Raw genomic sequence first — 25,364 nt, forward strand, 5'->3', positions numbered from 1 at the left:
TATGGCACAGCAAATTTCTAGACCAGAAGTAAAGGCTCCATCTATTGGGGGTAGACCAGGTGGTGGTGGGCCAAATAGATTTGCACCTACTGCAAAGCCTAAAAATGCAAAAGGTACCTTAAGTAGAATCATAAAAATATATATGAGGTGGGCTAAGACAATATTTGTAGCAATGGTACTTACTGTATTCTCATCAGTAATTTCAGTTGCTATACCATATTTTACAGGCAAAACCTTCAATACCTTCAGGATTTCTAATAGAACAGTAGATACAAAAACACTTGTAGGATTTTTATGGATAATTATTGCTTTGTATATAACCAATTGTATTATATCTTGGATTAATGGAGTTATAATGCTTAAGGTCTCGCAAAGATTAGTACTAGTATTACGTACAGAATTTTTTGAGAAGATGCAAAAACTTCCACTCAAATTTTATGATACACGTTCCCATGGTGATACAATGAGTAGAATTACAAACGATGTGGACAATATCAGTTCTACTATTGCTCAGACAACTACACAGCTAATTTCAAGTGTTTTAACTTTAGCAGGTTCCTTTGTAGTTATGATTACATTAAATGTTCCACTGACTTTTGTGGTTTTGTTATGTATTCCGCTGGTAATATTTTTAACTCGTTTAATTGCATCCAGAAGTCGCTCTTACTTTTTAGCTCAACAGAGAAGCCTTGGCTCACTTAATGGAGTTATTGAAGAAAATATACTTGGGTTAAAGATGGTAAAAGCCTTTGGGAAGCAACAAGACGTATTGGAACAGTTTAAAGAAATAAATGAAAAATTATTTGAAAGCAGCAGTAAAGCTCAAACCTGGGCTGGGTATATGATGCCTCTTATGAATGTTATCAACAACTTTATTTTTGCAATAGTAGCTATCGTGGGAGGAATATTGTCAGTAGGATATGGATTAGCTGTTGGTACTGTTGTTAGCTTTTTGAGTTATTCAAAACAATTCGCTCAGCCTCTTAACTCTGTTGCGGGTATGTTTAACACAATTCAATCAGCACTTGCAGGAGCTGAACGTGTTTTTGAGATTTTGGATCATGAAGAAGAAACTGCAGATATAGAAAATGCTTTTGAAATAGTAAATCCAAAAGGGGAAGTTGCTTTTGAAAATGTATGTTTTTCATACAACAAAAATACTCCTATTTTAAAAGATATTAGCTTTAATGTTAAAGCTGGAGAGACAGTGGCACTGGTTGGTGAAACTGGAGCAGGTAAAACTACAATTGTTAACCTTCTTACTCGCTTTTACGATGCAGATAGTGGAAATATCTTAATTGATGGTGAATCAATAACTAATTTAAAGAGAGATAGCCTGAGAAACTGTTTTTCTGTAGTACTTCAAGATACATGTTTATTTACTGGTACTATAATGGATAATATAAGATATTCACAAAAAGATGCAACGGATGAACAAGTTATAGAAGCAGCCAAAATAGCACATGCTCATGATTTTATTGATAAACTTCCAAAAGGCTATCAAACAATGGTGTCTGGCGCTACAGATAATCTAAGTCAAGGTCAAAGACAGCTTATCTCCATTGCAAGAGCAGTGTTATGTGACAGTCCTATTCTTATACTTGATGAAGCAACAAGCAGCGTTGACACAAAGACTGAAAAAGATATACAAAGAGCTTTAACAAAGCTTATGAAAAACCGTACTAGCTTTTTAATAGCCCATCGTCTATCTACTATTAGAGATGCAGATCATATTATGGTTATCGGTGGTGGAACTATACTTGAAAGAGGCGATCACAGAAGCCTAATGGAGAAAAAAGGACGATATTATGATATGGTTATTAGTCAGATGGGAAAATTGCCACAGTTACAGGAAGCTGATAAGTAAAAGGTAAGTTAAGCATTGAGCTATAAACCTTAAAAGTGGTTGTATAAAAAATATACGACCACTTTTGTTATTTATGGTAAAATTATATAAAGATGCGCCTAATTAATTGAAAAACTTTTTTTAAAAACTACTATGAATTATAAGAGGAAAGTTTGAGAATATAAAGAAAATAAAGTGGTGCGTTTATTGAGATACACAAATTACTAATACACTTTAAGGAACATAAAGGGGAAATAAACTTTGAGGGGTATAATAGCAAAGATTGCAGATAGCTATGGATTAAGCGGTTTGCATAAAGAATACAGTAAAACAGATCAATTTTACTTTAATGAAGAAGAGTTTTCGTTAATTGATGGTGATTACAATAACTTTTATATTAAACCAGCTTTACCTAAAATTCATTTCGAAGAAGATAGAATTGAATACGGATATTCCAAAGGAAAATTAAAGTTTTTAAGTGAAATAGATAATGGAAGGAGTAATTCTGATTCTATCTTTTATTATAACTTGTGTAAAGATGAGCCTAAAAATACAAGTGTTATATTGATACATGGCTGGAGATCTGAAGAACTAAACAGGTTAGAAAATGTGTTTTTAAACAGTTTTATTGAGGAAAGCTATGATGCTTATAGCTATATATTACCTTTTCATATGGAAAGGTGTCCAAATGAGTCTCTATATAGTGGAGAATATTTTTTTAGTGCTAATGTAAATAGAACGCTTAAATCAGTACAGCAGTCAATTAGCGATATTAGAGCTTTAATAAGATACATAAAAGAAAAAAGAGAAGGTAAAGTCATTGTAATTGGTTTAAGCTTAGGTGGTATGATATCTAATCTACTCTGTGAAGTAGAAGAGAACATTGATCTATTAATTTCATTATTTTATGCCAATGACTTGCATTTTACAGCTTATGAAACTATAGTAGGGAAATTTGTTAAAGAAGATTTTATAAAAAATGGTTTCGATAGAGAGAGGTTGAAAAGAAATTGGAGTATTATCAATCCAAGTTTGAAGAAACCTTTGATTGATAAAGATAAAATATTTCTTGTTTCAGGTTATTATGATAAATACATAATGAATAAAGATAGTGATATATTATGGACTAGTTGGGATAAACCAAAGAGATATGTATACAAATGCGGTCATTCTGGGATTGTATTGAATAAAAGTAAAATCAGAAATGATGTATTAAGCTTTATACATGAAAGAGATCTATGATATTTAAATTTTCTCAATTTGAAAATCCATTGACCACGTTTGGACAACTATGATAGCATATATACAAATACAATATTGTTGTAGGATTGTAACTGTTAAGCAGGCAAAACCTAAATTGATATGAGGTATCTTATTAAGAGATCTGATATTAGTTTAGGTTTTTTACTTTATAGGGGAGTATACAACTTTTGAGTCAGCTAAACCTAGATATTTTAAATCAAGTAATAATAGAACTATTTATAAACAATATAGAGTGTTAATGTAAAACTCATACTTAAAAAACAGGAGGAATATAATATGGAAAGCAAAATTAAGTTCCCAGAAGGATTTTTATGGGGAGGAGCTACTGCTGCAAACCAATTTGAAGGCGCATACATTGAAGATGGTAAAGGTTTATCAACACAAGATATAGCACCAAGAGGAATTATGGGACCTCTTACTGAAGAACCTACAGAAGATAACATGAAGCTTATCGGTATTGACTTCTACCATAGATATAAAGAAGATATCAAGTTATTTGCTGAGATGGGCTTTAAGACTTTTAGATTATCAATTGCATGGTCAAGAATATTCCCAAATGGTGACGATAAAGAGCCTAATGAAAAAGGGCTTCAATTTTATGATAATGTTTTTGATGAATTAGCTAAGTATGGAATAGAGCCACTTGTTACGATATCTCATTACGAAACACCACTAGCACTTGCTAAGAATTATAATGGATGGGTTAATAGAAAGCTTATAGGCTTCTTCGAAAATTATGTAAGAACTATCTTCACAAGATATAAGGACAAGGTGAAGTATTGGCTGACTTTTAATGAAATAAACTCAGCGCTTCATGCACCTTACATGAGTGCTGGAATATGGACTCCAAAGGAAGAGTTAAGTAAGCAAGACTTATATCAAGCAATGCATCATGAGTTAGTTGCTAGTGCTTTAGCAGTAAAAGTTGGACATGAGATAAACCCAGAATTTAAGATAGGATGCATGATTCTTGGAGTTCCTAACTACCCATTGACTTCAAAGCCAAGTGATGTGCTTAAGGCTATGGAACAAGATAGAGAAAATCTTTTCTTTGCAGATATACATGTAAGAGGAGAATATCCAAGATACATGAACAGAATATTCAAGGAAAACAACATAGAGATTAAGATGGAACCAGGCGATAAAGAGATATTAAAGAATACAGTAGATTTTATTTCTTTCAGCTATTACATGAGTTCTTGTGCAACTGCAGATCCAGAAAAGAATAAAAAGGGAGAAGGAAATATCCTTTCAGGAGTTCCAAATCCATATTTAAAAGCTTCAGAATGGGGATGGCAGATAGATCCAGAAGGATTAAGATATATCTTAAATCAACTATATGATAGATATCAAAAGCCATTATTCATAGTTGAAAACGGCTTAGGTGCAGTGGATGAATTAATAACTGATGAAAATGGAAATAAGACTGTAAATGATGATTATAGAATCAATTACTTAAATGATCACTTAGTTCAAGTTGCAGAAGCCATTGAAGATGGTGTTGAGCTTATGGGATACACTACTTGGGGATGTATAGATTTAGTAAGTGCATCAACTGCTCAGCTTAAGAAGAGATACGGCTTCATATATGTAGATAGACATGATGATGGAAGTGGTACTCTAGAAAGATACAAGAAAAAGAGTTTCGATTGGTATAAGGAAGTTATAGCTACTAATGGAACAAGCTTGAAGAGATAGGATAAGTAAATATAATTAATTTATAGTGAAAGAGCTTATAACTTAGTGTAGTTATAAGCTTTTTTTTTACTGTAAAGAAAAATATGAAATCTTTATGCTGTCTAAATCTAGAAGTTTCAAATGTTTATCATAACCTTTTAAAGAGTATAGTAAAAATAAAACTTATTCGCCTCCTATATTTTCCTCATATATATCCGGAAAGACAGATGCACAAAAAATCACTTAAGAAAGTTACTTCAGCAATTTTTTTATCAATATCATATAAGTGAAGAATATATTAAAACAGCATTTAACACTATAATAACTACTGCTATTAGCCATCCTAGATATTTAACAATAGGCTTATTAACAAAGGCACCCATTAAGTCTTTTCTACTAGTGATTATTAGCATACAGATGATTGTAACTGGTAGTACAAAGCTTAGACATACCTGACTCATTAATAATGCTTTCATAGGGTTTACTCCAATTAAGATTATAAGTATACCCGGAAGCATGGTAATTATTCTACGTATGATTGCAGGCATTTTCACGTCCACAAAGCCATCCATGATTGTTTCACCTGCCATTGCTCCTACAGAAGATGATGAAAAACCAGAAGCAAGTAGTGCTGCACCAAAGGCACCACTTGAAAGTGTACCTAAAAGTGGTTCTAAAGATCTATGAGCTTGCTCTATGGAATCAACAGTTATATCTCTACTGTAGAAAACCGAAGCAGATACTATAACCATAGCTGCATTTACGATAAAAGCAATGTTCATTGCAACGAAAACATCAATCTTTTCCATTTTTAGATGAGTCTTTTTTTCTTCAAGGGTTTCACTGTTACGGCTTTGAACTAATTCGGAGTGAAGATATATAACATGTGGCATGACAGTAGCTCCTAACATGCCTACTGCAATTAAAAGTGATTGGCTATTTGGAATAGAAGGAAGTAAAGTATGGATTGCAACTTGATTCCACTCAGGCTTTGCAAGGAATAATTCAATGGTGTATGAAACGCAAATAATAGCTACAAGTATTGTTATTACAATCTCAACGACTCGCTGACCGTATTTTTGGAGGTAAGCTATCAGTAAGGTAATTATTGCTGTCAATAGTACCGAATAGTTTAGTGGTATTCTAAACAGTAGATAGAGGCCTAGCACACCACCGATGAATTCAGCCATGGTTGTAGCCATTGCTGCAAGAGTTGATACTATATAAAAGAACCAATTCGCTTTTTTAGAGAACACGTCTCTACACATTTCTGTTAGATTTTTACCTGTTGCAATACCTAATTTTGCTGACATGATTTGAAGAAATATTGCCATTAGGTTACTCCATAAAATAACCCATAAAAGGTTATAATTAAAGATCGATCCACCACTAATATTGGTAGCAAAGTTACCTGGATCAATATATGCAACACTGACAATAAAAGCAGGACCAAAAAACTTTAAGACTCCTCTAAGTTTTTTTAGTATGATCAAGGAATTATTTATTCTAGGCCTTGTAGCTTCAATACTACTAAGGTTTTTTACGAAGTATTCTTTGTTCATATTTAATTCACCTTCTGTATGAAATATGATAAATAATGATTTAAAAAATGTATTGATTATAAAAATTAGCCTATGCTAAAATTTTTAACCTAATTTAAGTTATGAAGAACTATATAAAAATGTTACTCTAGGGTAATTTTTTTACCATCTAGTGCATATAATTTACTAAGGCTTTTTAAACCTTAAAAGTAGGTGAGTAATTTTGGACAATAACTCTTTTCATACCTTTAGTGAATATATGAAAAATGAAGAAAATTTGCTTACAGCCTCTATGGAAGATTATTTAGAAATGATATATAGATTATCCATTGATAAGGGGTTTACTAGAATAAATGAATTATCTGAAGCTCTCAATGTACATCCACCCTCTGCCACTAGAATGGTTCAGAGGTTAGGTGAATTGAATCTGTTGTTATATGAAAAGTATGGAGTAATAATACTGAAAGATGAAGGTAAGAAATTAGGAGAGTTTTTACTGAAAAGGCATAAAACCATAGAAGCCTTTTTAAGAGTACTTGGTATAACTGAAGAAAAAATATTGAAAGAAACAGAAAAAGTTGAACACACATTAAGTGATGAAACCACTAGGTGTTTTGAAAAATATATTTGTTTTATAAAAGACAATCCAGATGTGATTAGCAGATTCGATGACTATAAAAGGTCAAAGTTATAGACATGAGGCAATATTAATCATAAAAAAGATACTTAATAAGTTAAGATATATTCTAGCTTATTAAGTATCTTTTTTATTCTTTAAAGGTATGTTTATTTTTATGGCCATCGTTAAGAATATTGTTGAAGTTAATTTCAGCACTGTGCTTTAACAACACCATTTTAATATATTTATAGATTGATTTTATAAGTTTTTAAATGTTCCTTTAAAAGGTTTGGATCTTTGAGTAAGATCGTGTTGATACCCAGGTTTTTAGCTCCTTCAACATTTTCTTCAACATCATCTATAAAAATTGATTCCTCAGGGGTAAGATCATATTTTTCTATTAATCTTCTGTAGATAGCTTCCTCAGGTTTTATAAGTTTTTCTTCATAAGACACAATTCCACCATCAAATAGTTTGAAGAAATCATATTTTTCAAGTATATGCTCAAAGGCAAGTAAATGAAAATTTGATAAGAAGTAAACCTTGTAATTTGAATTTTTTAGTGATTTTAAGACTTCCACTGATGGCTCAATTGGAGTAAGAATGTCATACCAATTTTCGAAGGAAAGCTTTATTAAATCTCCATTATTTATGCTCCTGGTTATTATAGCATTTTTTGCGTCTTCTTCTGTAATGGTACCTCTATCAAGCATTATCCATTCTTCGCTCTGAAATAATTCTTTATGAACCTCTAAAACTTTTTCAGGCTGCTGGATTTTTGAGTTTAGATACTCAATAGGATTGAATCTCAGTAGTACATTTCCTATGTCAAATATAATATTTTTATACATTATTAATACCACCTTATGAATGTTATAGATTATAATTAATTGAAGCTAGTTGTTTTTATGGAAATTAGTAGATAATGACATAATTATATATTTTTAAAAGAGAAGTGTAAATAAAGATGTGGCACTTCAGTCTGAAAACTATTTTTAAATTGGAGGAATAGATGCTTGGAGGATAAAAATATAAGAATATTTTCTGTGACAATGAATGTGATAAATTTACTAGTTGCTGTAGTTATCCTAAATAATAATGCTACAGAAAATCGAGCAATAATTAATCATCTGCAGCATCATTACTTTAATATTCTTACGAGTAAAACTTATTTTACTGCAAGATCTCTTAACATTATATTAAGAAAAAGTGCTACTCAAAAAACTCACTCAACAATACATATTCAATTAGTTTTTTAGGCTAAAAGTATTTGTTAAATAAATGTTGGTAATGATTAAAAAATTTGATATGTGGCAAGCATTAAGAGGATAGCCTAATTATTAAAATTTTCTTTGAGAGGTGTTTCTTTTGCTACAGCACGATGTTGAATTGAAAAAATTTGATCTCCATACTAACAAGGTTCTAAAAAGAGATTTTTATAAAGATAGAGTTGTAACTGCGTGTCCACTTTGTGGATCAACTTGGCATATTAAATATGGCTTTTATAATGGAATTCAAAGATATAAATGCAAAGTGTGTGAAAAAACTTTTTCGCGTACAACTAATTCACTATGGAGTTATTCAAAAAAGAATACTAGAACTTGGCTGGAATTTACTGAATTAATGACGGAAAATAAAACCTTGAAATTTTGCGCAGAAAAGCTAAACATCAGTATTGGCACAGCTTTTTATTGGAGACACAAAATACTTAAGGCGTTGAGCATAGACTCAATTCCAGATAGTCTATCAGGAGTTGTACATATAGGAAAAGTTATTGTAAAAGAGAATTTTAAAGGGTGTAGAGATGCAGAAATACTAGCCGAAGCAACTCCAAGAGAGAACATTTGGGTTATTGGTGCAAAAGGACAAGAAGACACTATGTTTATAAAACCAATATTTAAGCATCACTGGAATAAGGTGGCTTTCAATGAAAAAGTTTATTCTAAAATAGAAAAAAACTCATATATTGCTGCATACGGAGACAGCAATATAAACTCAGTAGCGATGAGACATAATAAAAGTAAATCTATTAAGGTTGAGAAAGAGTATAGAATAAAATATATTTGGCCAAATTTGAAAAAATGGCTATCAATCTTCCATGGAGTGGCCTCAAAGTATCTTCAAAGATACCTTAGTTTTTTCATATTAATGAATTTGGATAAGGTACACGATTATATGGACTTGATATATGATAGATTATCTGAAGGAAATAGATTTATAAGAACTGAAGAAATAAGAATTATGAATTCACCTTTTTAAAAAATTACAATTTAATAGATATAAGCTCTAATAGGTTCATAAGCCAATAAAGCAACAACTGTTAACCAAAAGTAATTAAAAACATATAATTTTATCCGAAACTGTTTTTAACAATGTCCTAGTTTTAAAGAAGCAGATTTAGAATATAAAGTTAATCATAGGGTTGTCCATCGGCGGGTATAAATATTTACCAACATTTATTTAATAAATAACTGTATATAAAAAAATAGATTAAGGATATAGAATAGATTTTTCTCACAGCCTCCTATAGTTAGTCTATTGGAATAAGAAACACATTGACAACAATACTTGAAGAATTTAAAATGGAAACCAAGAAGTATATTTTGGTTTCTTTGGTTTACCTGTAATATAAAGATATGTTGGTGGAGTGATTAATATGGAAGAGATGAATATAAATAAAAAGAGAATTTTGCAGGCGGGGCATGAGCTTTTCGATAGTAGAGGATATAAAAGTGTCACTGTAAAGGATTTAGCAGATAAATTAGGAATGAGTAAAAAAACTATATATCAATATTTCTCTAGTAAAGAGGAAATTGCAACAGCAGTAGTGGAAGAGTCTATGTTAAGACTGAATCAGGCTACAGATGTAGCGGAATATTCTAGTTCGGATCCTTTAAGTGTTATTAAAGCAATTTTTAATAATTTAAGAGATGAATCCATGAGATTTGGGCCATTATTCCTAAATGATATTGAAAAATATCTTCCAGAGTTATCATATAAATATAAAGTGTTTAAGAGTGGGAAAAGAGAACACATAAAAAATATATTAAAAGAAGCTCAAGAGGCGGGCATTGTAAAAGATGTTCCTATAGATCTAACTACAGAGATACTTGGCGTATGTTTAAAGGCAATTGTTAAGTCTGATGAAGTTTATAAACATGGCTATTCAAGAGAAGATGTAATAAATCTATTTTTAAATATTTTTTGTAATGGAATTGCAGACTCTGAAAATTCTAAAGCTTAGTTTAGGGGGATTATCATGAAGAATTACGTATTAAGATTTGAAGAAATTGATAAAACGTACTTACCTTATGTTGGAGGAAAAGGTGCTAACTTAGGTGAAATGACTAAAGCTGGTTTTCCTGTCCCTCAAGGATTTTGTGTTACGACCTATGCTTATAAAACTTTTACTTCAAAAAGCGAAGAGATGAAAAGGTTTTTCCGCGAGCTTGACAAGCTAAATCCAGATGATTTAGATCAGATTAGTAATTTGGGGAAGAGCATACGTCAGCATTTGAATTCAATTGAAATGCCAGAAGATATAAAATCCTCTATTTTAAATGCTTGGAGAGGCAACGGAAGCAATAAAGCATATGCTGTACGTTCAAGCGCCACTGCTGAAGATTTGCCTACAGCTTCATTTGCAGGGCAACAGGATACGTATTTAAATATATGTGGAGAAAAGGAACTTCTCAAAGCAATACAAAATTGTTGGGCTTCATTATTTACAGACAGAGCAATCTCTTATCGTGCTAAGAACAAGTTTGACCATAGATTAGTGCTGCTTTCAGTTGTGATTCAAGAGATGGTTTTTCCTGATGTATCTGGTATTGCTTTTACTGCTGATCCTATTACAGGACGTAGAAAAACAGTTTCTATTGATGCGAGCTTTGGCTTAGGAGAAGCTCTGGTTTCAGGCTTAGTAACTGCTGACTTGTACCAAGTTAGATATGGGAAAGTGATAAAGAAGCAAATATCAAAAAAGAAATTAGCCATATATTCTGTGCCTGAAGGTGGAACCATACAAAAAGATATTCCACTGGAAAAACAGGAGATGCAAGCTCTACCTGATGATAGAATTGTAGAATTAGCAAGTCTTGCTCAGAAAATTGAAGCTCATTATGGCTTAGAGCAAGATATAGAATGGGGCTTTGTTCAAGATAAATTTTACATTCTTCAAAGTCGTCCTATTACATCTTTATATCCGTTGCCATCAGTTTCAGATGAAAGGTTTCATGCTTATATTTCCTTTGGACATATTCAGATGATGACTGATGCTATGAAACCATTAGCTATATCTCTTTTGAGTAATGTAGTTAACTTTATTAGAGATAATCCTTATTCTTCGGAAAATAATATTATTATAGCTTCTGGAGGACGAGCTTTTGCAGATATCACTGCGCCTCTTTTATTAAAACCTTCAAGAAAATTACTTTTGAAAGTGTCTAAAGGTATGGATGAATCAATGTCAGCGGCTCTGTCAGAGGTTACTAGACGTGAGGAGTTTCTTAAACTTTCTTTACAGAGAGATAATGTGCTTAAAACTTTTAGAAAGGCTGCACCAATAATTATACCTGTAATGTTAAGAGTAGCTAATAATTTATTTATTAAGAATCCAGTTAAGGCTAGAGATAATGTTAATTTGCTAATTGAAGAAATAGTAAGGGAAAATGAAATAAAAATATCAAATTCAAAAGGTACGGATAGAATTCGTAATATAAGGCAGGGGATGGGAAACATGATGCCTGCAGTGCTTTCAAAGGTTCCTGTTTACCTAATTGCAGCAGTTCTTGCAGCAAAAGCTTTAGAAGAAAGTCTCAATAAGCAAGTTGGAGATAAGAGAAGTGCTTATTTATTAAGTAAGTTAAATAAGTCATTGCCTGGTAATGTTACAACAGAGCTTGGGCTTGAATTGGGGGATATTGCAGACAACATAAGGAAATATCCAGAAGTAATAGAATATTTGCAAAGGGCAAGCAAATTTAATTTTTATGAGGAGCTTGTTAAAGTAGATGGAGGGCCTGAGTTTCAGGCACAATTTAATAGTTTTCTAAAAAAATATGGCATGAGAGGCTCAGGAGAGATTGATATAACAAAACCTAGATGGAATGAAGATCCTACACAACTTATTCCATCAATTATTAGTCATGTACGAACTACGAGACCAGGTGAGCATAGAGAAAAATATAATCAGGGCATTGTTGAAGCAACACAAGCTGAAGAAGAGATTCTTATGCAATTTAAATCTTTAAAAAGGATTAAAATAAAAAGATTAGTTAAATTATATCGTAACTTAATGGGCATGAGAGAACATCACAAGTTTGCAGTAGTTAAGCTATTGAATATATATAAACGTGCTATTTTAGAAGAAGCTCGAAGCTTTGTACAAAGAGGAATACTGGAAGATGAAGAAGATATATTTTATTTAACCTTGGAAGAAATCATTGAGTTAGAAGAAGGAACTTTTTCAAACAATATTAAAGACTTCATAGTGGAAAGAAAAAAACAACACGAAGTGAATAAAGATAAGAATCCCCCACGGGTTATGACAAGTGAAGGTGAAATAATTGTAGGTAAATCTAGAGATGTGATAGTTCCAGAGGGGGCTTTAAGTGGAACACCTGTATCTGTAGGTGTTATTGAAGGCATAGCAAGAGTTGTCGTTAGACTTGAGGAGGCAAAACTAAATCCTGGCGAAATATTAGTAGCGCCATATACAGATCCAGCATGGACACCTCTATTTACTTCTGCAGTTGGTCTAGTTACAGAAGTTGGTGGAATGATGACTCATGGTTCAGTAGTTGCACGTGAGTATGGCATTCCAGCTGTTGTTGGAATTGAAAAGGTTACAGAAATCATTAAAGATGGAGATTATATTAGAGTCAATGGAACAGATGGATTCGTTCAGATACTTAAAACAAAGAAAAGGTAGATTAAGAATTCAAGTATTGTTGTTATGAAGTTTACCTAATATAAAAAGTTTGTACTTTGACATACAGTAAAAAAGATTAAGCTCTAATATGGCTTAATCTTTTTTTTTGTAGGCTATATTTAAGCTATTGTTTAAATTAAGTACTCATGCAGGAGATGATATATGAGCTAGTTATTATAATTAAATAAATTTTCCATATGGAATGGTATTATTTCTGCTTATATACACCAAATCCAGTGATGATTAATTTATTCCAACCAGTTACCTCATCGTCAATCCATCTGAACTCAATATTAAGTTCCTTAAGCCATGCATTAAGTCCGTTACTTTTCTTACTTACATTTGGCGATTGTCTTCCAAACTTTTCTTTAATCATTTCAAGTAATTCAGCTTGTTCCTCTTGAGCTAATTCCTTACCTAACATTTCCTTGATAATTTCGCGACATTCTGAATAAGATAGATGATCTTCAGAATATATCTCGTTAGCTAATAATTGTCTCTTATTATTTAAGGTAGCAATTACTTCATTTATTTCAGCTGTATTTGATAAATATTTTTTAGCTACATTTATAGCTACTATATCATTGTCTATTCTATTTATTGATTTTTCTAGTTTTTCATTTCTCATTTTAGTATTCTCACTTTACTTTTTTATTTGTAAGTTATTTTGATTCATAATAAAACTTATATTTTCAAGGTAGCTCATCACAATCTATGAGTTTTTTGAAAAAAGTTTCAGGTGGAACTTATGCATCTTTTATAACAATAAGCAATTATAGCACTAAATCAATAATCTTACAAAGTAAAGTATTAAGTATAGATTAGAACGTAATATATATTCAAGTAAAATCAACTGATGAAAATAGATTAAAGTATATTTCATTTTACAATTTGTGGCTAACGTCAAAAAAACAGACACTTTTAATCTTGTGTATGTTTTTTAGACAAACTTTAAAAAGTGATTATTCAACATCTTTTTAATAAGAATTATATTAAAGATGTACCAATTGAAGCAGAAATGTTTTTCAGGATTCTCATAGATTTTTCTAAGAGAAATGGTACATATATAAACTTTAAAAGTAAGTTAAGTGCACTTATAAAAAATGGGATAAAGAGAGGTTGATAAAAGATGAGGTTTAATTTTGATAGGAATTTAGAGGTAGACAAAGTACAGGCTTATTTAGTTGGGGGAGGAATTGCATCTCTTTCTGCAGCTGTATATCTAATTAGAGATGGACACGTTCCAGCAAAGAATATCCATATACTTGAGCAAAGCAGTATAACAGGGGGAAGCATGGATGGTAATGGCAATCCTGAAACTGGTTATATAATTCGTGGTGGAAGAATGTTTGATGAAGAAGCATATGAATGTATCTTTGGAATAATGGAGTGTATTCCTTCACTAACTGATCCTAACGTTTCAATTATGGATGAGTTCAGAGCATTTAATAAAAAAATTCATACATCATCAAAGGCTAGATTAATAGATAATGATGCGAAAATATTAGAATCATCAAAGCTTGGATTTAATCGCGAGGATAGATTAGCATTAATAGATATTTTAATGCAATCAGAAGAATCATTGGGGACTAAAGATATTACATCATGTTTTCCAGAATCATTTTTCAAAACTAACTTCTGGTATCAATGGACTACAACCTTTGCATTTGAACCTTGGCATAGCGCAGTAGAATTTAAGAGATATCTTCATAGATTTTTCCATGAGCTACCAAGAATTAGCGATTTATCCGGAGTACGTCGTACACCATACAATCAATATGATTCAATAATACTACCTATGACTCAGTGGCTAAAGGCTCAAGGTGTAGATTTTCAGTATGAGTGCTTAGTTACTAACTTAGAGTTTAAATCACAAGAAGATAAAAAGACTGTTGTAGGAATTGATTATAAAAAAGGTAATAAAGAAGATAGAATAATTGTTGAAGATGGAGATTTTGTTTTTGTAACGATTGGTTCTTTAACAGCAGGAGCTAGTCTTGGTTCTATGACAAATGCTCCAACATTAAATGACAAAACTGTTGGTGGTGACTGGGAGCTTTGGGAAAAGATTGCGAAGGAATCGCCAAGTTTTGGAAAACCACAGGTCTTTAACCAAAGAGTAGAGGAGTCAATGTGGGAGTCCTTCACAGTTACCCTTAAAGATCCTACAATGGTGGATAAAATAGTAGAATATACAGGAAATCAGCCAGGTACAGGTGCCCTTATGACATTTAAGGACTCAGGTTGGTTTATGTCGATAGTTCTACACAATCAACCTCATTTTCTAAATCAGCCGGATAATGTGCAAGCTTTCTGGGGTTATGCTTTATTCCCATATAATGAAGGTGATTTTGTAAAGAAGAGAATGATAGATTGCACTGGAGAGGAAATATTAACTGAGCTTTTATATCATCTTAATTTTAAAGAAGATATGGAAAAGATTATGAGTACATCAATTTGCATCCCTTGTATAATGCCATTTATAACTAGTCAGTTTTTAACAAGATCAAAAGGTGATAGACCACAAGTAGTACCAGAATGTTCAACTAACTTAGCTTTCCTTGGACAATTTGCTGAAATACCAGATGATGTTGTGTTTACAGTAGATTACTCAGCAAGATCTGCACAAATGGCTGTTTATAAATTCTTAGACTTAGATAAGGAAGTTACTCCTATATATAAAGGGCAATATGATGCTAGAGTGCTTCTTAATTCAGCAATGGTTATGATGAGAGACGATAATTTGAGAGAAGAGATTATGGCACTTAAATCAATGATTATGAAATAGTTTAATTTTAAGGTTTCCAAGCAGTCTATAAAAAAGAAGGCTTGGAAACCTTTATTATTAGCCTATGTTTAAGAGCATCGGATGTATAAGCACTTAATTTTCAACACAGTACTTTAATTTCTAGACAATGCTCCAAGCATACTACCTTCAACTATATTTTTAACTTGGTCTACTAAGGTTTGGCAAGATTCCTTCATTCCAGCTTTAATCCATTGAACTATTATACCAACAAAGGCATGGGTATAAAAATCACAGATAAATTTTTTGTTGGTATCAGAGACTTTCATCCCTAGGGATATATCATTAACAACTCCCATTATTAATTCATAACTAAACTCAAAGAAATAACTATCGAAAGCATTTTGTCCAGGAGTATTAAGTGCGTTAATATAAAAGGATTTATTATTAGCTAGATAACATAAAGTTCTATACATACCATCAGTCCAGTTATCATAATGTCTGTAGTTTGATATACTTTCTGTGACTTCAGTATAATAGATCCAATTTACAAGATCGAATTTATCTCTAAAATGATAATAGAAAGTTTGTCTGTTTAACCCGCAGTTGTCTGCAATTTCTTGTATCGATATCTTAGATAGTGGAATAGTTTTCATTAATTCCTTAATAGAAACAGCAAGAGCTTTTTTGGTTATCAATGATTCTGACATATTAATCTCCTATAACTGTAGTTATATATAACAATGTAGTTTATCGATATGGAGTGATTATAGATTATATTATAATAAACTATAGTCAATGATTCAATTCTATACTTTAACATGACTATATTAAGAATAGAATTATCATTGTTTTTTCCTCGAACATTTAATAATATAGTTAATAGAGTCTTTTTAGTACTTTTACCTAGAGAGTTAATGGGTGGATGTATATGAATGATGCAAGGAATCTAATTAATAGGAGAAGCAAAATGGATAAAAAAAGATTTTATACAAATAGAAGAAACATAATATTGCTAGCGACTCTATGCTGTATTTTATGGGGAAGTGCATATCCATCAATAAAGATTGGATATAGTTTGTTTAATGTAGGAGCTAATGATGTTGGTTCAAAGCTGACATTTGCAGGATATAGATTTACAATGGCAGGAGCCTTTGTCTTGTTATTAAGCATAATAATGAAGAAAAATATATTTAATTTTACTAAAAAACAATTTGGACAAGTTGCTTCTCTTGGTTTTTTACAAACAGCGCTTCAATATATATTTTTCTATATTGGAATGTCATACACTACAGGAGTTAGAGGGGCTATTATAAATGGAACAGGCACCTTTATAAGTATTTTATTAGCTCATTTTATTTATAAAAATGATAGGTTAAATGTTAATAAGGTAGTTGGTTGTATTGTTGGGTTTGCTGGAGTTATAATTGTAAATCTTAATGGTCAATCAAGTAATGGAGCTTCTTTTTCTTTTAAAGGAGAGGGGTTTATCTTGATTTCTACATTTATTTTTGCCATATCTGCAATATATGGTAAGAAGATAACGCAAAAATCAGATCCATCCATAGTTACAGGTTATCAGCTACTCATAGGTGGAGTTATATTGACAGCATTAGGATTTATTTTAGGAGGAAGGTTACAGGGATTTACTCTTAAGTCTACTTCTCTTCTAATATATATGGCTTTATTGTCCTCTGTGGCTTTTGCACTGTGGACGGAACTACTAACATATAATAAAGTTGGTTTAATATCGGTATTTAATTTTTTAATACCTGTATTTGGAACCTTATTATCAGCAGTATTCTTAGGTGAAAATATATTCGATATAAGAATTTTAATTGCTCTTATACTAGTATGCTATGGAATATTTTTAGTTTATAAGGTCAAAAGGTAGGATAGCTGATATTAGTTATTGATACTATTTTGAGTATTTTAACAAGTAAGGTTTCATTATAAGAATATCTTAGGAACTCTATGTTTTGATAGTTAGATTTCCTAAGATATTTTTTACTATATATGAAATTGTAGAAATTTCATATTACTAAACCAACTAAAATAGAAGGCTACTTATAAAGATTCTCACAAATATAAAGCCATTCGCAATTTATGCAAACCTCTTTAAGCTTATTAGGTTCCAATATTGAAGTTTGTATTTTTTTCTTAAACTCTTCCCAATATAGAGTGTCTCCAAAATTTAAACCACAGAGTTCAAGGCAAGCCATGTCATAGTAATCAGGTTTTTGGCCGGATAAACATTTATCATCTTTATTATTAGGACAGGAACTACAAATATTATCTCCGCCAGATACTAAAGTGATTATAGAAGTATCACTACTCTCTAGTTTATTTATTATATTTTTCATATTAGAGATAAAGGTATCACTATACCCTTTTCCTATAAAGTGATGTATACAAAGTCCATGGTGGGGTCTTAGGTAAATCATTGTTGCATATCCTCCAGTGTTTCAACAGTAATTGCTTAATAAATCCATTATAATATAAATTTACTAAAGATGAATTGCTTTAATTCGATAATAAATGATATATAATGTTAATATAATACCTATTTTGTTAACAAATGAAGTTGTCATATTTATAGGCTGTAATAGGAGGCGACACATATGAGTGTAAAATTGAAGACTTTATTTATATCTACTGTAAGCTTTTTGCTTTTTCTTACTATTACAATTTGCTTATCATATTTAATTTTTTTTAGATTTATAGCTAATATAGAAAATACAGGTGTCAATAACTCTTTTCGTACCTTTGACTCTATACTCGATAGAGAAGAGCAAGCAATTAAGAGAACGTCTTTAGACTGGGCACACTGGGATGATACATATAATTTTATGACTGATAAGAATGAAGAGTATATTAAAAGTAATCTGGTAAATCAGTCGCTGCAACAACTTAATTTGGGTTTTATAATACTTCTTGATAAAAACAATAAAATCTTCTATGAAATAGATGGTGATATTAAGGATCGAGAAAGAAATATCTTAATAGATAAAATAACTAATATAAGATATAGGAAGTTTTTTAATCCAGATAGAATAGATGCTGAAACTGGGACAATCTATGCTTATGATAGGTTGTTTATAGTGTCAGAAGCTCCAATTACCACTTCTGATGAGAAAGCTAGAAGTAATGGAACATTAATAATGGGACGCTATGTTGACAAAGATTTAATGAGCTACATAGACAAAACTTGCAAGGCTAATATATCATTTAAAGGATTACCTGGAAATGGTCATTCGTTAAGTGAAATTTCCATTAGTAGAAGTTATGACAATATAAATGCTTCTAGGAATACAAAAGATATAAACGAAGAAAGCAGTATACTCGTATCGATGTCTATTGAAAGAGATGCACAGATACTTGCAATAAATTACCTTAAGGTATTTGGTTTACTATATATAGCAGCCGTGATAATGATTTTACTTCTAAATAATCGCATTTTAGATAAATATGTTTTAAAAAGATTGAAAGTATTAGATGATTTTATTGAAAGGGTCAGAAAGACTAAAGATACAAGCTTAAGGCTTATATTAGAAGGTAACGATGAATTAAGTAAAATAGCAGGTTCTACTAATAATATGTTAGCTGAATTAGCAGTTGCTAATAATGATGTTAAGGAGATGGACGAAAGATTTAGACTTATAATGGAGGCTACTAAAGACGGATATTTAGATTTAGATTTAGCAGCTAAAAAATTATATCTAAATAAAGAGTGGAAACAAGAATTAGGATATAGTTCAAAGGATGAAAGCGGATTATTTTACGAGCATTTTTCAAAAATTCATCCAGAATTTATTGAGTACTTGAATGATAACTATACTAATATCATTAATAATAATGATGAACTTTTTGATATAACCTACAAGATGATTAAAGATACTGGAGAAATAATATGGGTTTCAGAAAGAGGTAGAATAGTAAACAGAGACAGTAGTGGGAAACCAACTAGGATTTTAAGTATAGTTATGGATATAACAGAGAGAAAAAAGTATGAAGAAGAAATTTTGTTCTTGAGTTATTCTGATAAATTAACGGGCCTAAATAATAGAGCATACATGGAAAAGCAGTTTGAAGAGCTTGATAAAGATAAATATAGCTCATATTTTATAATTATGGGTGATGTAAATGGATTAAAGCTAATAAATGATGCTTTGGGACATAAGATGGGAGACAAGCTGATATATAATGTAAGTAATGAAATGAAGAAGATTTGTGATTATAAAGATGTGATTTCCAGGTGGAGTGGAGACGAATTTATAATATTAATAAGGGATAGAGAAAAATATTATGTGGAGAATTTGATTGCAAAGATTAAACAAGCTTGTGATAGTATAAAAGATTTCCCTATAAGCATTAGCATTGCATTAGGTTATGCTGAAAAGGATGATGACAATAAAGAGTCTGAAGCAGTTATGAGTGTAGCAGAAAAAAGGATGTATAGAAATAAACTTATAGAAAAGAAAAGTACAAGAAATGCAATTACCAGTTCTTTACTTAGAACCTTGCACGAAAAACATAGTGAAACAGAAGAACATACTATGAGAATTAAGAATATGAGTTTTAAGTTAGGCAAGAGATTAGGGTTATCTCAAGATAAGCTAGATGAATTAGAACTTCTGGGTCTATTACATGATATTGGCAAGATAGGTATACCGGAGCAAATTTTATTAAAACCAGCAAAGCTTACAGATGAAGAGTGGGTGATTATGAAATCTCATACAGAGATTGGATATAGAATAGCCAAATCAACTCTTGAATTATCACATATAGCTGATGAGATTTTATCACACCATGAAAGATATGATGGCACTGGTTATCCTAATGGATTGAAGGGAGAAGATATACCATTACTTGCTAGGATTATTAATGTAGTCGATTCTTTTGATGTGATGACACATAAAAGAGAGTATAAATCGGCTAAAGATATGAACTATGCAATTGAGGAACTTAAAAGATGTTCTTCTACTCAGTTTGACCCATATATCGTTGCAGAATTTCTTAAGTTGTTACAAGAAGATAATAAGGGAGGACAGCTCTAAGCCTTGCAACTTCAAATGATTATATGGCCTCTTGTAAAATATAGTAAGAATAAAATTTGTTTGCCGGCTAAATTTTAATCATATGCAACATGAAAGACAGATACACAAAAAACCTCGCTTCAGCGAGGTTTTTTTATTCTTTGATATCTTCATTACAGATTAAAGAGCTTATAAAAATAATAGCAAATAATAAAGAAAAAGCACTGAAAAATTATGTTACAAAATTAACATTTTTATAAAAATCACATATATTATGAAGAAAAATATGGTATAATTTTCAATAGATTCATATAACTTGATATTAATTCGTAGGATTTAAAGGGGTATTGATTATGGAAGCTAACATGGAAAAAACATATGACAATAAAAATTATTTAACATATAAGAAGATATTTTTTACATGTATATATTCAATATTATCTGCATTAATTGTATCCTTTATAATATGCAGGTGGTATTGGGACGCTAATGAAGAATTAATACACGCAGTGTTAGAGTTAATAAGCATTATTATCGGAGTTGCTACATTTTTAATTGTTTGGTATCAAAGTGAATTAGATAATGAAGTAAATAAAATCTTAGGTTTTGGTTTTTTAATTGTATCTATATTAGATCTATTACATGTGCATTATTATAAATACATAGTTTTAAAGGATATAGCTAATGGGCAGTTATCTATGCTACTTGAGATATTGTCACAATTATTTCAAGTTATAACGTTAATGATGTTTTCATACAAACCCTTTTCTTCAAAGAATAGTAAGTATAAGATGCTTAGTTTAACTGTCATTATAATAGTGGTGATACCCTATTTATCAAAATTAACATATAAGTGGATTCCACGGCTATATAATGAAAAAGGAAATACTGCTTTTAGAATTATGTTGGAATTATTAATAATAACCTTGGTAATTGTAACATTAAATAAGTTAAGATCTCGAATTGAAGAAACTCATTTTGTAAGGTTTCAGTATATATTTCTTTCTGTTATTATGATAATTCCTTCAGAGCTTTGTTATATAGTATTTAATAGCAAGAATTCATTTTATGTAGTATTGGCATATTTGTTTAAGATAGGAAGTTATTACTTTCTTTATAAGGCGGTTTTTTCGTGCATGATAAGATATCCCTATACTAAACTAATAGAGGGTAAGCAACGATTAGAAGATATTCTAAACGATATTCCTATTGCTATATATACATATAATAGTAGCAATAGAGTAGACTTTGTAAATAACAAGTTTGAAGAATTATCAAGGCATGAGAAAAGTTCAATAATAGGATTAAATAATAAGGAATTATCGAAGGTTATACCTAAGGCAGGTAATGGAGAAGAAGAAAGGTTATTTGATAAAGAAACATTGCTTGATAAGGTGTACGAAAATGACAAAGAAGCCAAAAATATAGTAAGAACTTATATAGATGGAAATGGAAATCCTGTAAAGGTACTTGTAAATGTGTATAAGATAAGAAATGGTGCACTTGTTTTAATTAATGATATAAAAAGGGAACAAGAGATAGATAATTTACATTTACAAACTAAGGCAATATTAGACTCCATAGCAGTCCCGATAATGATTTTGGATGGAGATAATAAAATAACTGCTTGTAACAATTCTTACTTAGAAATCATAGACAGAAGTGATATAGATTTGGTTGGAATGAGCTACGAAGAACTAAGGAAGGATATAGGCTTTATAGAAACTAAAGGTTCTTTAGCACTAAATCAAGATAAGGATGTTAACAAGGAGTATGAAGGTTATTTAACAACTGGAGATGGTTTAAGTAAGCAAATATCAGGAACATATTCGCCTATACTTAATATTGATAACGAGACAATTGGTGCAATTTCAATTGTGCAAGATCTAACAGAGAAGAAAGAAAAACAGCAAAAGTTAATTAACCAAGAAAAACTAGCACTTTTAGGGCAATTTGGAGCTACTATAGTTCATGAAACTCGAAATTTCTTAACCACCATAAAAGGCAGCAGTCAATTAATTGACCTTTATTCCGAAGATTTAAGAATAAAAGAATATGCAAGAAGGATAGATACTAGCACTGATGAAGTAAATAGAATAATAACTGACTTTTTAAGTTTATCAAAGCCAAGAGAAACAGATCTTTTAGAAGTCTCTTTTAATGACTTGATATTATCAATGAAAGGTATAATTGAAACATCATCTCTACTAAAAGGAATAGATTTAGTACTTGATCTTGATTACGATGAAAGGTATATACTGTGTGATGAAACTCAGATTAGGCAAGTGATACTTAATATATGTAAAAATGCTGTAGAAGCTATGTATGAAGTCAACTCTCCAGTTTTACGTATTAGCAGTGGACTAAGAACAGATTCTAATGAGATATTTATAAAGATATCCGATAATGGTAATGGAATACCAAAAGAAATGATTAAAAAAATAGGTACACCATTCTACTCTACAAAGAAAAATGGTACTGGATTAGGAATGAATGCATGTTTCAACATAATAGAAGAGCATTGTGGAAAAATAGAAATTCAAAGTGTGGTAGGAGAAGGAACAACATTTACTATTGTGATACCTTATATAGATGAAGATTTGGAAGATATAATATAGTAATTAAATTTTTATATAGGAACCATGTGTTAAAAGCACTAATCTTTAAGGGTTAGTGCTTTTAATGTTTCCAAATGAATAAGCTCGTTAAAGCATCTGATGGCTAAACACATAACTTCAACGAAGAGTCTTATAAGTATATATTTATTATTTATTCTTTTTGATTAACATTTCTTCAAAAGATTGAACTGCATTTTTAGTGAAGTTGCCTCCTTCAGCACCGCCTATCATACCGCATACTTTAGAACTTGTGTTGCCCCAATAGCCATCCTTAGGTAACTCTATTCCTAATTCTTTAGCTTGTTCTGACTTTGTATCTAATTCATTTACTTTTTCTCTCATAAAAATATCTCCTTTAAATTTATTAATAATACTGTTGAGAATCTATTTTTAATTAATCTAAGTACACACCTTTATTGATTTCCTTAATGAATTTTTTTATTCTTTTCGAAAATTTTTGTAAGTAATTTACTCATTTCTATGATGTAACAATATAAAATCGCTAAGATAAATTGTAGCAAGATAGATTATAAAAGCTATTATATATAAAAAGGCAATAATATATTTTGTACAAGCTTAGATGAAAATTATAGATAAATATTGATATAGATACGATTTATAAATACCAGTGCTGTAAGGAGAGATAAATTGATTTTAATAAACAGTTTATAGTTTATGTGACTTATCAGAAAACGGAGGATAAGTATGGATATTAAGACGAGATTAAAAAATTATGGATTATGGATTTCAGTAATAGCATTAGTTCCTATGGTTTGTAAAGCCTTTGGATTAACTATACTGCCTGATAATTATAATGAAATTGCAACTGGAATTTTAGGTATACTCGTGCTTTTGGGTATATTGAATAATCCTACAACTGAAACTAATGGTTTTAAAGATGATAAAGGAAGTGGAAATAAAAAAGGTAAACCTATAAGAAAGTATAATTTAAAAGAGGATAAAGTTGATAAAAGAGATTACTATTTTAAGAATCATATTCTTTCAAAATCTGTACAATTGCCTAAATCAATAGATTTAAGAGAAAAAATGCCACCTATATATGATCAAGGGGCACTTGGGTCTTGCACTGCTAATGCAGGATGTGCTAACAAGTCATACTTCATAAACAACAGATTACAGTTTTCAAGGTTATTCCTTTACTATAAAGAAAGATTAATTGAAGGGACCATATATCAGGATAGTGGGGCTTCAATAAGAGATATATGTATTGCTTTAACAAAGTATGGTGTATGTGAGGAGGACTTCTTTCCTTATGACACTACTAAATTTACACAAATGCCTTCATTACTAGCTGATAAAAATGCACTCCGATATACTATAAACTCGTATCATAGAATTACTTCTGTGGAAGAAGTTAAGCAAGCTTTAGCTAATTTACTCCCAGTATTGCTTGGAATAAATGTTTATGAAAGCTTTGAGAAAGTTGGGAAAAACGGTATTGTACCTATGCCTGGAAATTTTGAATCAGTTCTAGGAGGTCATGCTGTACTTTTAGTAGGATACGTTGATGGTGCAACAACAATCAACAATACACCACAAAAACTATGTGATTTTATAAGAAAGAAAACAAGCTCACAAGGGTATTTCATTCTTAGAAATTCATGGGGAACTGATTTTGGAGATAAAGGTTATATGTATCTTCCTTATGAGGTTTTTGAGAAAATTAAGAATGATATATGGGTGATATTTCAATAGGCCTTTACTATATTAGTATTGTAAACTGTATGATTTAAATAATGAAGATGTAATAACTATTAACATTAACGGACATACTACTTAAATATTTGTATTTAAAACAATACCTTCGATAAATCGGTGAAAAATTATTTTTATAGATTTCAATGAGAGTAGTATGTCTAAAGATAGAATATATTACTTGTGCAATTGTATAGATGAACCACTTAGTAATAGAATTTATATTTTTAAATTCTCTCACCACAACCCGTGAGAGTTTTAAAAATAGGTTTCGGATCGAAGTGGTTCATCTTTAATAGAAATAAAAGCTCTTAGTGTTCAATGTTAATATTTATTTAAATGATATAAGTCAATAGATAGATGAAGGTTA

General features: G+C 30.7%; 19 protein-coding genes. 13 read left to right on the top strand and 6 right to left on the bottom strand.

Translation table 11 applies throughout. The annotated features are described in order from the left end of the window. Position 1: 1 nt before the first annotated feature. The 3 genes from bsdtw1_RS00635 (at position 2) to bsdtw1_RS00645 (ending at position 4,807) form a co-directional block, all read left to right on the top strand. Positions 2-1,867, top strand: coding sequence for an ABC transporter ATP-binding protein (locus bsdtw1_RS00635; RefSeq protein ID WP_183275675.1), 1,866 nt, complete (start codon positions 2-4; stop codon positions 1,865-1,867). A 240-nt stretch (positions 1,868-2,107) separates the two neighbouring features. Continuing rightward, on the top strand, positions 2,108-3,088 hold the full coding sequence (locus bsdtw1_RS00640; protein WP_183275676.1) for an alpha/beta fold hydrolase: 981 nt from the start codon (positions 2,108-2,110) through the stop codon (positions 3,086-3,088). Between the two features lie 297 nt (positions 3,089-3,385). Then, entirely contained in the window at positions 3,386-4,807 is a 1,422-nt protein-coding gene (locus bsdtw1_RS00645) for a glycoside hydrolase family 1 protein (RefSeq protein WP_183275677.1), read from the top strand. Between the two features lie 257 nt (positions 4,808-5,064). Here the strand turns inward: bsdtw1_RS00645 and bsdtw1_RS00650 are convergent, their stop codons facing one another. Beyond that, positions 5,065-6,348 (bottom strand): Nramp family divalent metal transporter, encoded by a 1,284-nt coding sequence (locus bsdtw1_RS00650; RefSeq protein ID WP_183275678.1) that lies wholly within the window; start codon positions 6,346-6,348, stop codon positions 5,065-5,067. 202 nt (positions 6,349-6,550) lie between these two features. Between bsdtw1_RS00650 and mntR the strand changes: the two genes are divergently transcribed. Beyond that, positions 6,551-7,021 (top strand): transcriptional regulator MntR, encoded by a 471-nt coding sequence (gene mntR / locus bsdtw1_RS00655; protein ID WP_183275679.1) that lies wholly within the window; start codon positions 6,551-6,553, stop codon positions 7,019-7,021. 170 nt (positions 7,022-7,191) lie between these two features. Here the strand turns inward: mntR and bsdtw1_RS00660 are convergent, their stop codons facing one another. Then, on the bottom strand, positions 7,192-7,797 hold the full coding sequence (locus tag bsdtw1_RS00660; RefSeq protein ID WP_183275680.1) for an HAD family hydrolase: 606 nt from the start codon (positions 7,795-7,797) through the stop codon (positions 7,192-7,194). A 165-nt stretch (positions 7,798-7,962) separates the two neighbouring features. Here bsdtw1_RS00660 and bsdtw1_RS00665 point away from each other — a divergent pair, with 165 nt between their 5' ends. From bsdtw1_RS00665 to bsdtw1_RS00680, 4 genes are all read left to right on the top strand, one after another. Next, on the top strand, positions 7,963-8,205 hold the full coding sequence (locus bsdtw1_RS00665; protein ID WP_183275681.1) for a hypothetical protein: 243 nt from the start codon (positions 7,963-7,965) through the stop codon (positions 8,203-8,205). Positions 8,206-8,314: 109 nt separating this feature from the next. Then, positions 8,315-9,205, top strand: coding sequence for an IS1/IS1595 family N-terminal zinc-binding domain-containing protein (locus bsdtw1_RS00670; RefSeq protein ID WP_183275682.1), 891 nt, complete (start codon positions 8,315-8,317; stop codon positions 9,203-9,205). Between the two features lie 397 nt (positions 9,206-9,602). Then, complete coding sequence (locus bsdtw1_RS00675; protein ID WP_183275683.1) at positions 9,603-10,190, top strand: TetR/AcrR family transcriptional regulator; 588 nt, start codon at positions 9,603-9,605, stop codon at positions 10,188-10,190. A 15-nt stretch (positions 10,191-10,205) separates the two neighbouring features. Further along, positions 10,206-12,878: a phosphoenolpyruvate synthase gene (locus bsdtw1_RS00680; RefSeq protein WP_183275684.1), complete on the top strand. Its 2,673-nt coding sequence runs from the start codon at positions 10,206-10,208 to the stop codon at positions 12,876-12,878. A gap of 208 nt (positions 12,879-13,086) precedes the next feature. Here bsdtw1_RS00680 and bsdtw1_RS00685 read toward each other — a convergent pair whose 3' ends face one another. After that, the gene (locus bsdtw1_RS00685) at positions 13,087-13,506 is read right to left on the bottom strand and encodes a hypothetical protein (RefSeq protein WP_183275685.1); all 420 of its coding nucleotides are present in this window, start codon (positions 13,504-13,506) and stop codon (positions 13,087-13,089) included. A gap of 501 nt (positions 13,507-14,007) precedes the next feature. Between bsdtw1_RS00685 and bsdtw1_RS00690 the strand changes: the two genes are divergently transcribed. Further along, on the top strand, positions 14,008-15,666 hold the full coding sequence (locus bsdtw1_RS00690) for an oleate hydratase (protein WP_183275686.1): 1,659 nt from the start codon (positions 14,008-14,010) through the stop codon (positions 15,664-15,666). Positions 15,667-15,779: 113 nt separating this feature from the next. Here the strand turns inward: bsdtw1_RS00690 and dhaS are convergent, their stop codons facing one another. Beyond that, positions 15,780-16,334, bottom strand: a complete 555-nt coding sequence (gene dhaS / locus bsdtw1_RS00695; protein WP_183275687.1) for a dihydroxyacetone kinase transcriptional activator DhaS — start codon at positions 16,332-16,334, stop codon at positions 15,780-15,782. Between the two features lie 260 nt (positions 16,335-16,594). Here dhaS and bsdtw1_RS00700 point away from each other — a divergent pair, with 260 nt between their 5' ends. Beyond that, positions 16,595-17,518 carry a DMT family transporter gene (locus bsdtw1_RS00700; RefSeq protein ID WP_183275688.1) on the top strand — a complete coding sequence of 308 codons (924 nt, stop codon included), beginning with the start codon at positions 16,595-16,597 and terminating at the stop codon, positions 17,516-17,518. A gap of 169 nt (positions 17,519-17,687) precedes the next feature. Here the strand turns inward: bsdtw1_RS00700 and bsdtw1_RS00705 are convergent, their stop codons facing one another. Then, positions 17,688-18,068 (bottom strand): DUF1284 domain-containing protein, encoded by a 381-nt coding sequence (locus tag bsdtw1_RS00705; RefSeq protein WP_183275689.1) that lies wholly within the window; start codon positions 18,066-18,068, stop codon positions 17,688-17,690. Positions 18,069-18,245: 177 nt separating this feature from the next. Here bsdtw1_RS00705 and bsdtw1_RS00710 point away from each other — a divergent pair, with 177 nt between their 5' ends. After that, positions 18,246-20,681: an HD domain-containing phosphohydrolase gene (locus bsdtw1_RS00710; RefSeq protein WP_244638083.1), complete on the top strand. Its 2,436-nt coding sequence runs from the start codon at positions 18,246-18,248 to the stop codon at positions 20,679-20,681. Between the two features lie 332 nt (positions 20,682-21,013). After that, complete coding sequence (locus bsdtw1_RS00715; protein WP_183275690.1) at positions 21,014-23,278, top strand: MASE3 domain-containing protein; 2,265 nt, start codon at positions 21,014-21,016, stop codon at positions 23,276-23,278. Between the two features lie 147 nt (positions 23,279-23,425). Here the strand turns inward: bsdtw1_RS00715 and bsdtw1_RS00720 are convergent, their stop codons facing one another. After that, positions 23,426-23,620 carry a small, acid-soluble spore protein, alpha/beta type gene (locus tag bsdtw1_RS00720; RefSeq protein WP_183275691.1) on the bottom strand — a complete coding sequence of 65 codons (195 nt, stop codon included), beginning with the start codon at positions 23,618-23,620 and terminating at the stop codon, positions 23,426-23,428. 363 nt (positions 23,621-23,983) lie between these two features. On the opposite strand from bsdtw1_RS00720, the gene bsdtw1_RS00725 reads away from it, so the two are divergent. Further along, entirely contained in the window at positions 23,984-24,994 is a 1,011-nt protein-coding gene (locus bsdtw1_RS00725; protein ID WP_244638084.1) for a C1 family peptidase, read from the top strand. Positions 24,995-25,364 lie beyond the last annotated feature (370 nt).

This window comes from Clostridium fungisolvens, from assembly GCF_014193895.1.
Taxonomy (GTDB): Bacteria; Bacillota; Clostridia; order Clostridiales; family Clostridiaceae; genus Clostridium_AR; species Clostridium_AR fungisolvens.

Excerpts from the sequence above, each read along its gene's own strand:
- bsdtw1_RS00635 (WP_183275675.1), top strand. The coding sequence starts at position 2 with ATGGCACAGCAAATTTCTAGACCAGAAGTAAAGGCTCCATCTATTGGG.
- bsdtw1_RS00645 (WP_183275677.1), top strand. The coding sequence starts at position 3,386 with ATGGAAAGCAAAATTAAGTTCCCAGAAGGATTTTTATGGGGAGGAGCT.
- bsdtw1_RS00650 (WP_183275678.1), bottom strand. The coding sequence starts at position 6,348 with ATGAACAAAGAATACTTCGTAAAAAACCTTAGTAGTATTGAAGCTACA.
- bsdtw1_RS00660 (WP_183275680.1), bottom strand. The coding sequence starts at position 7,797 with ATGTATAAAAATATTATATTTGACATAGGAAATGTACTACTGAGATTC.
- bsdtw1_RS00675 (WP_183275683.1), top strand. The coding sequence starts at position 9,603 with ATGGAAGAGATGAATATAAATAAAAAGAGAATTTTGCAGGCGGGGCAT.
- bsdtw1_RS00680 (WP_183275684.1), top strand. The coding sequence starts at position 10,206 with ATGAAGAATTACGTATTAAGATTTGAAGAAATTGATAAAACGTACTTA.
- bsdtw1_RS00685 (WP_183275685.1), bottom strand. The coding sequence starts at position 13,506 with ATGAGAAATGAAAAACTAGAAAAATCAATAAATAGAATAGACAATGAT.
- bsdtw1_RS00690 (WP_183275686.1), top strand. The coding sequence starts at position 14,008 with ATGAGGTTTAATTTTGATAGGAATTTAGAGGTAGACAAAGTACAGGCT.
- dhaS (WP_183275687.1), bottom strand. The coding sequence starts at position 16,334 with ATGTCAGAATCATTGATAACCAAAAAAGCTCTTGCTGTTTCTATTAAG.
- bsdtw1_RS00700 (WP_183275688.1), top strand. The coding sequence starts at position 16,595 with ATGGATAAAAAAAGATTTTATACAAATAGAAGAAACATAATATTGCTA.
- bsdtw1_RS00705 (WP_183275689.1), bottom strand. The coding sequence starts at position 18,068 with ATGATTTACCTAAGACCCCACCATGGACTTTGTATACATCACTTTATA.
- bsdtw1_RS00710 (WP_244638083.1), top strand. The coding sequence starts at position 18,246 with ATGAGTGTAAAATTGAAGACTTTATTTATATCTACTGTAAGCTTTTTG.
- bsdtw1_RS00715 (WP_183275690.1), top strand. The coding sequence starts at position 21,014 with ATGGAAGCTAACATGGAAAAAACATATGACAATAAAAATTATTTAACA.
- bsdtw1_RS00720 (WP_183275691.1), bottom strand. The coding sequence starts at position 23,620 with ATGAGAGAAAAAGTAAATGAATTAGATACAAAGTCAGAACAAGCTAAA.
- bsdtw1_RS00725 (WP_244638084.1), top strand. The coding sequence starts at position 23,984 with ATGGATATTAAGACGAGATTAAAAAATTATGGATTATGGATTTCAGTA.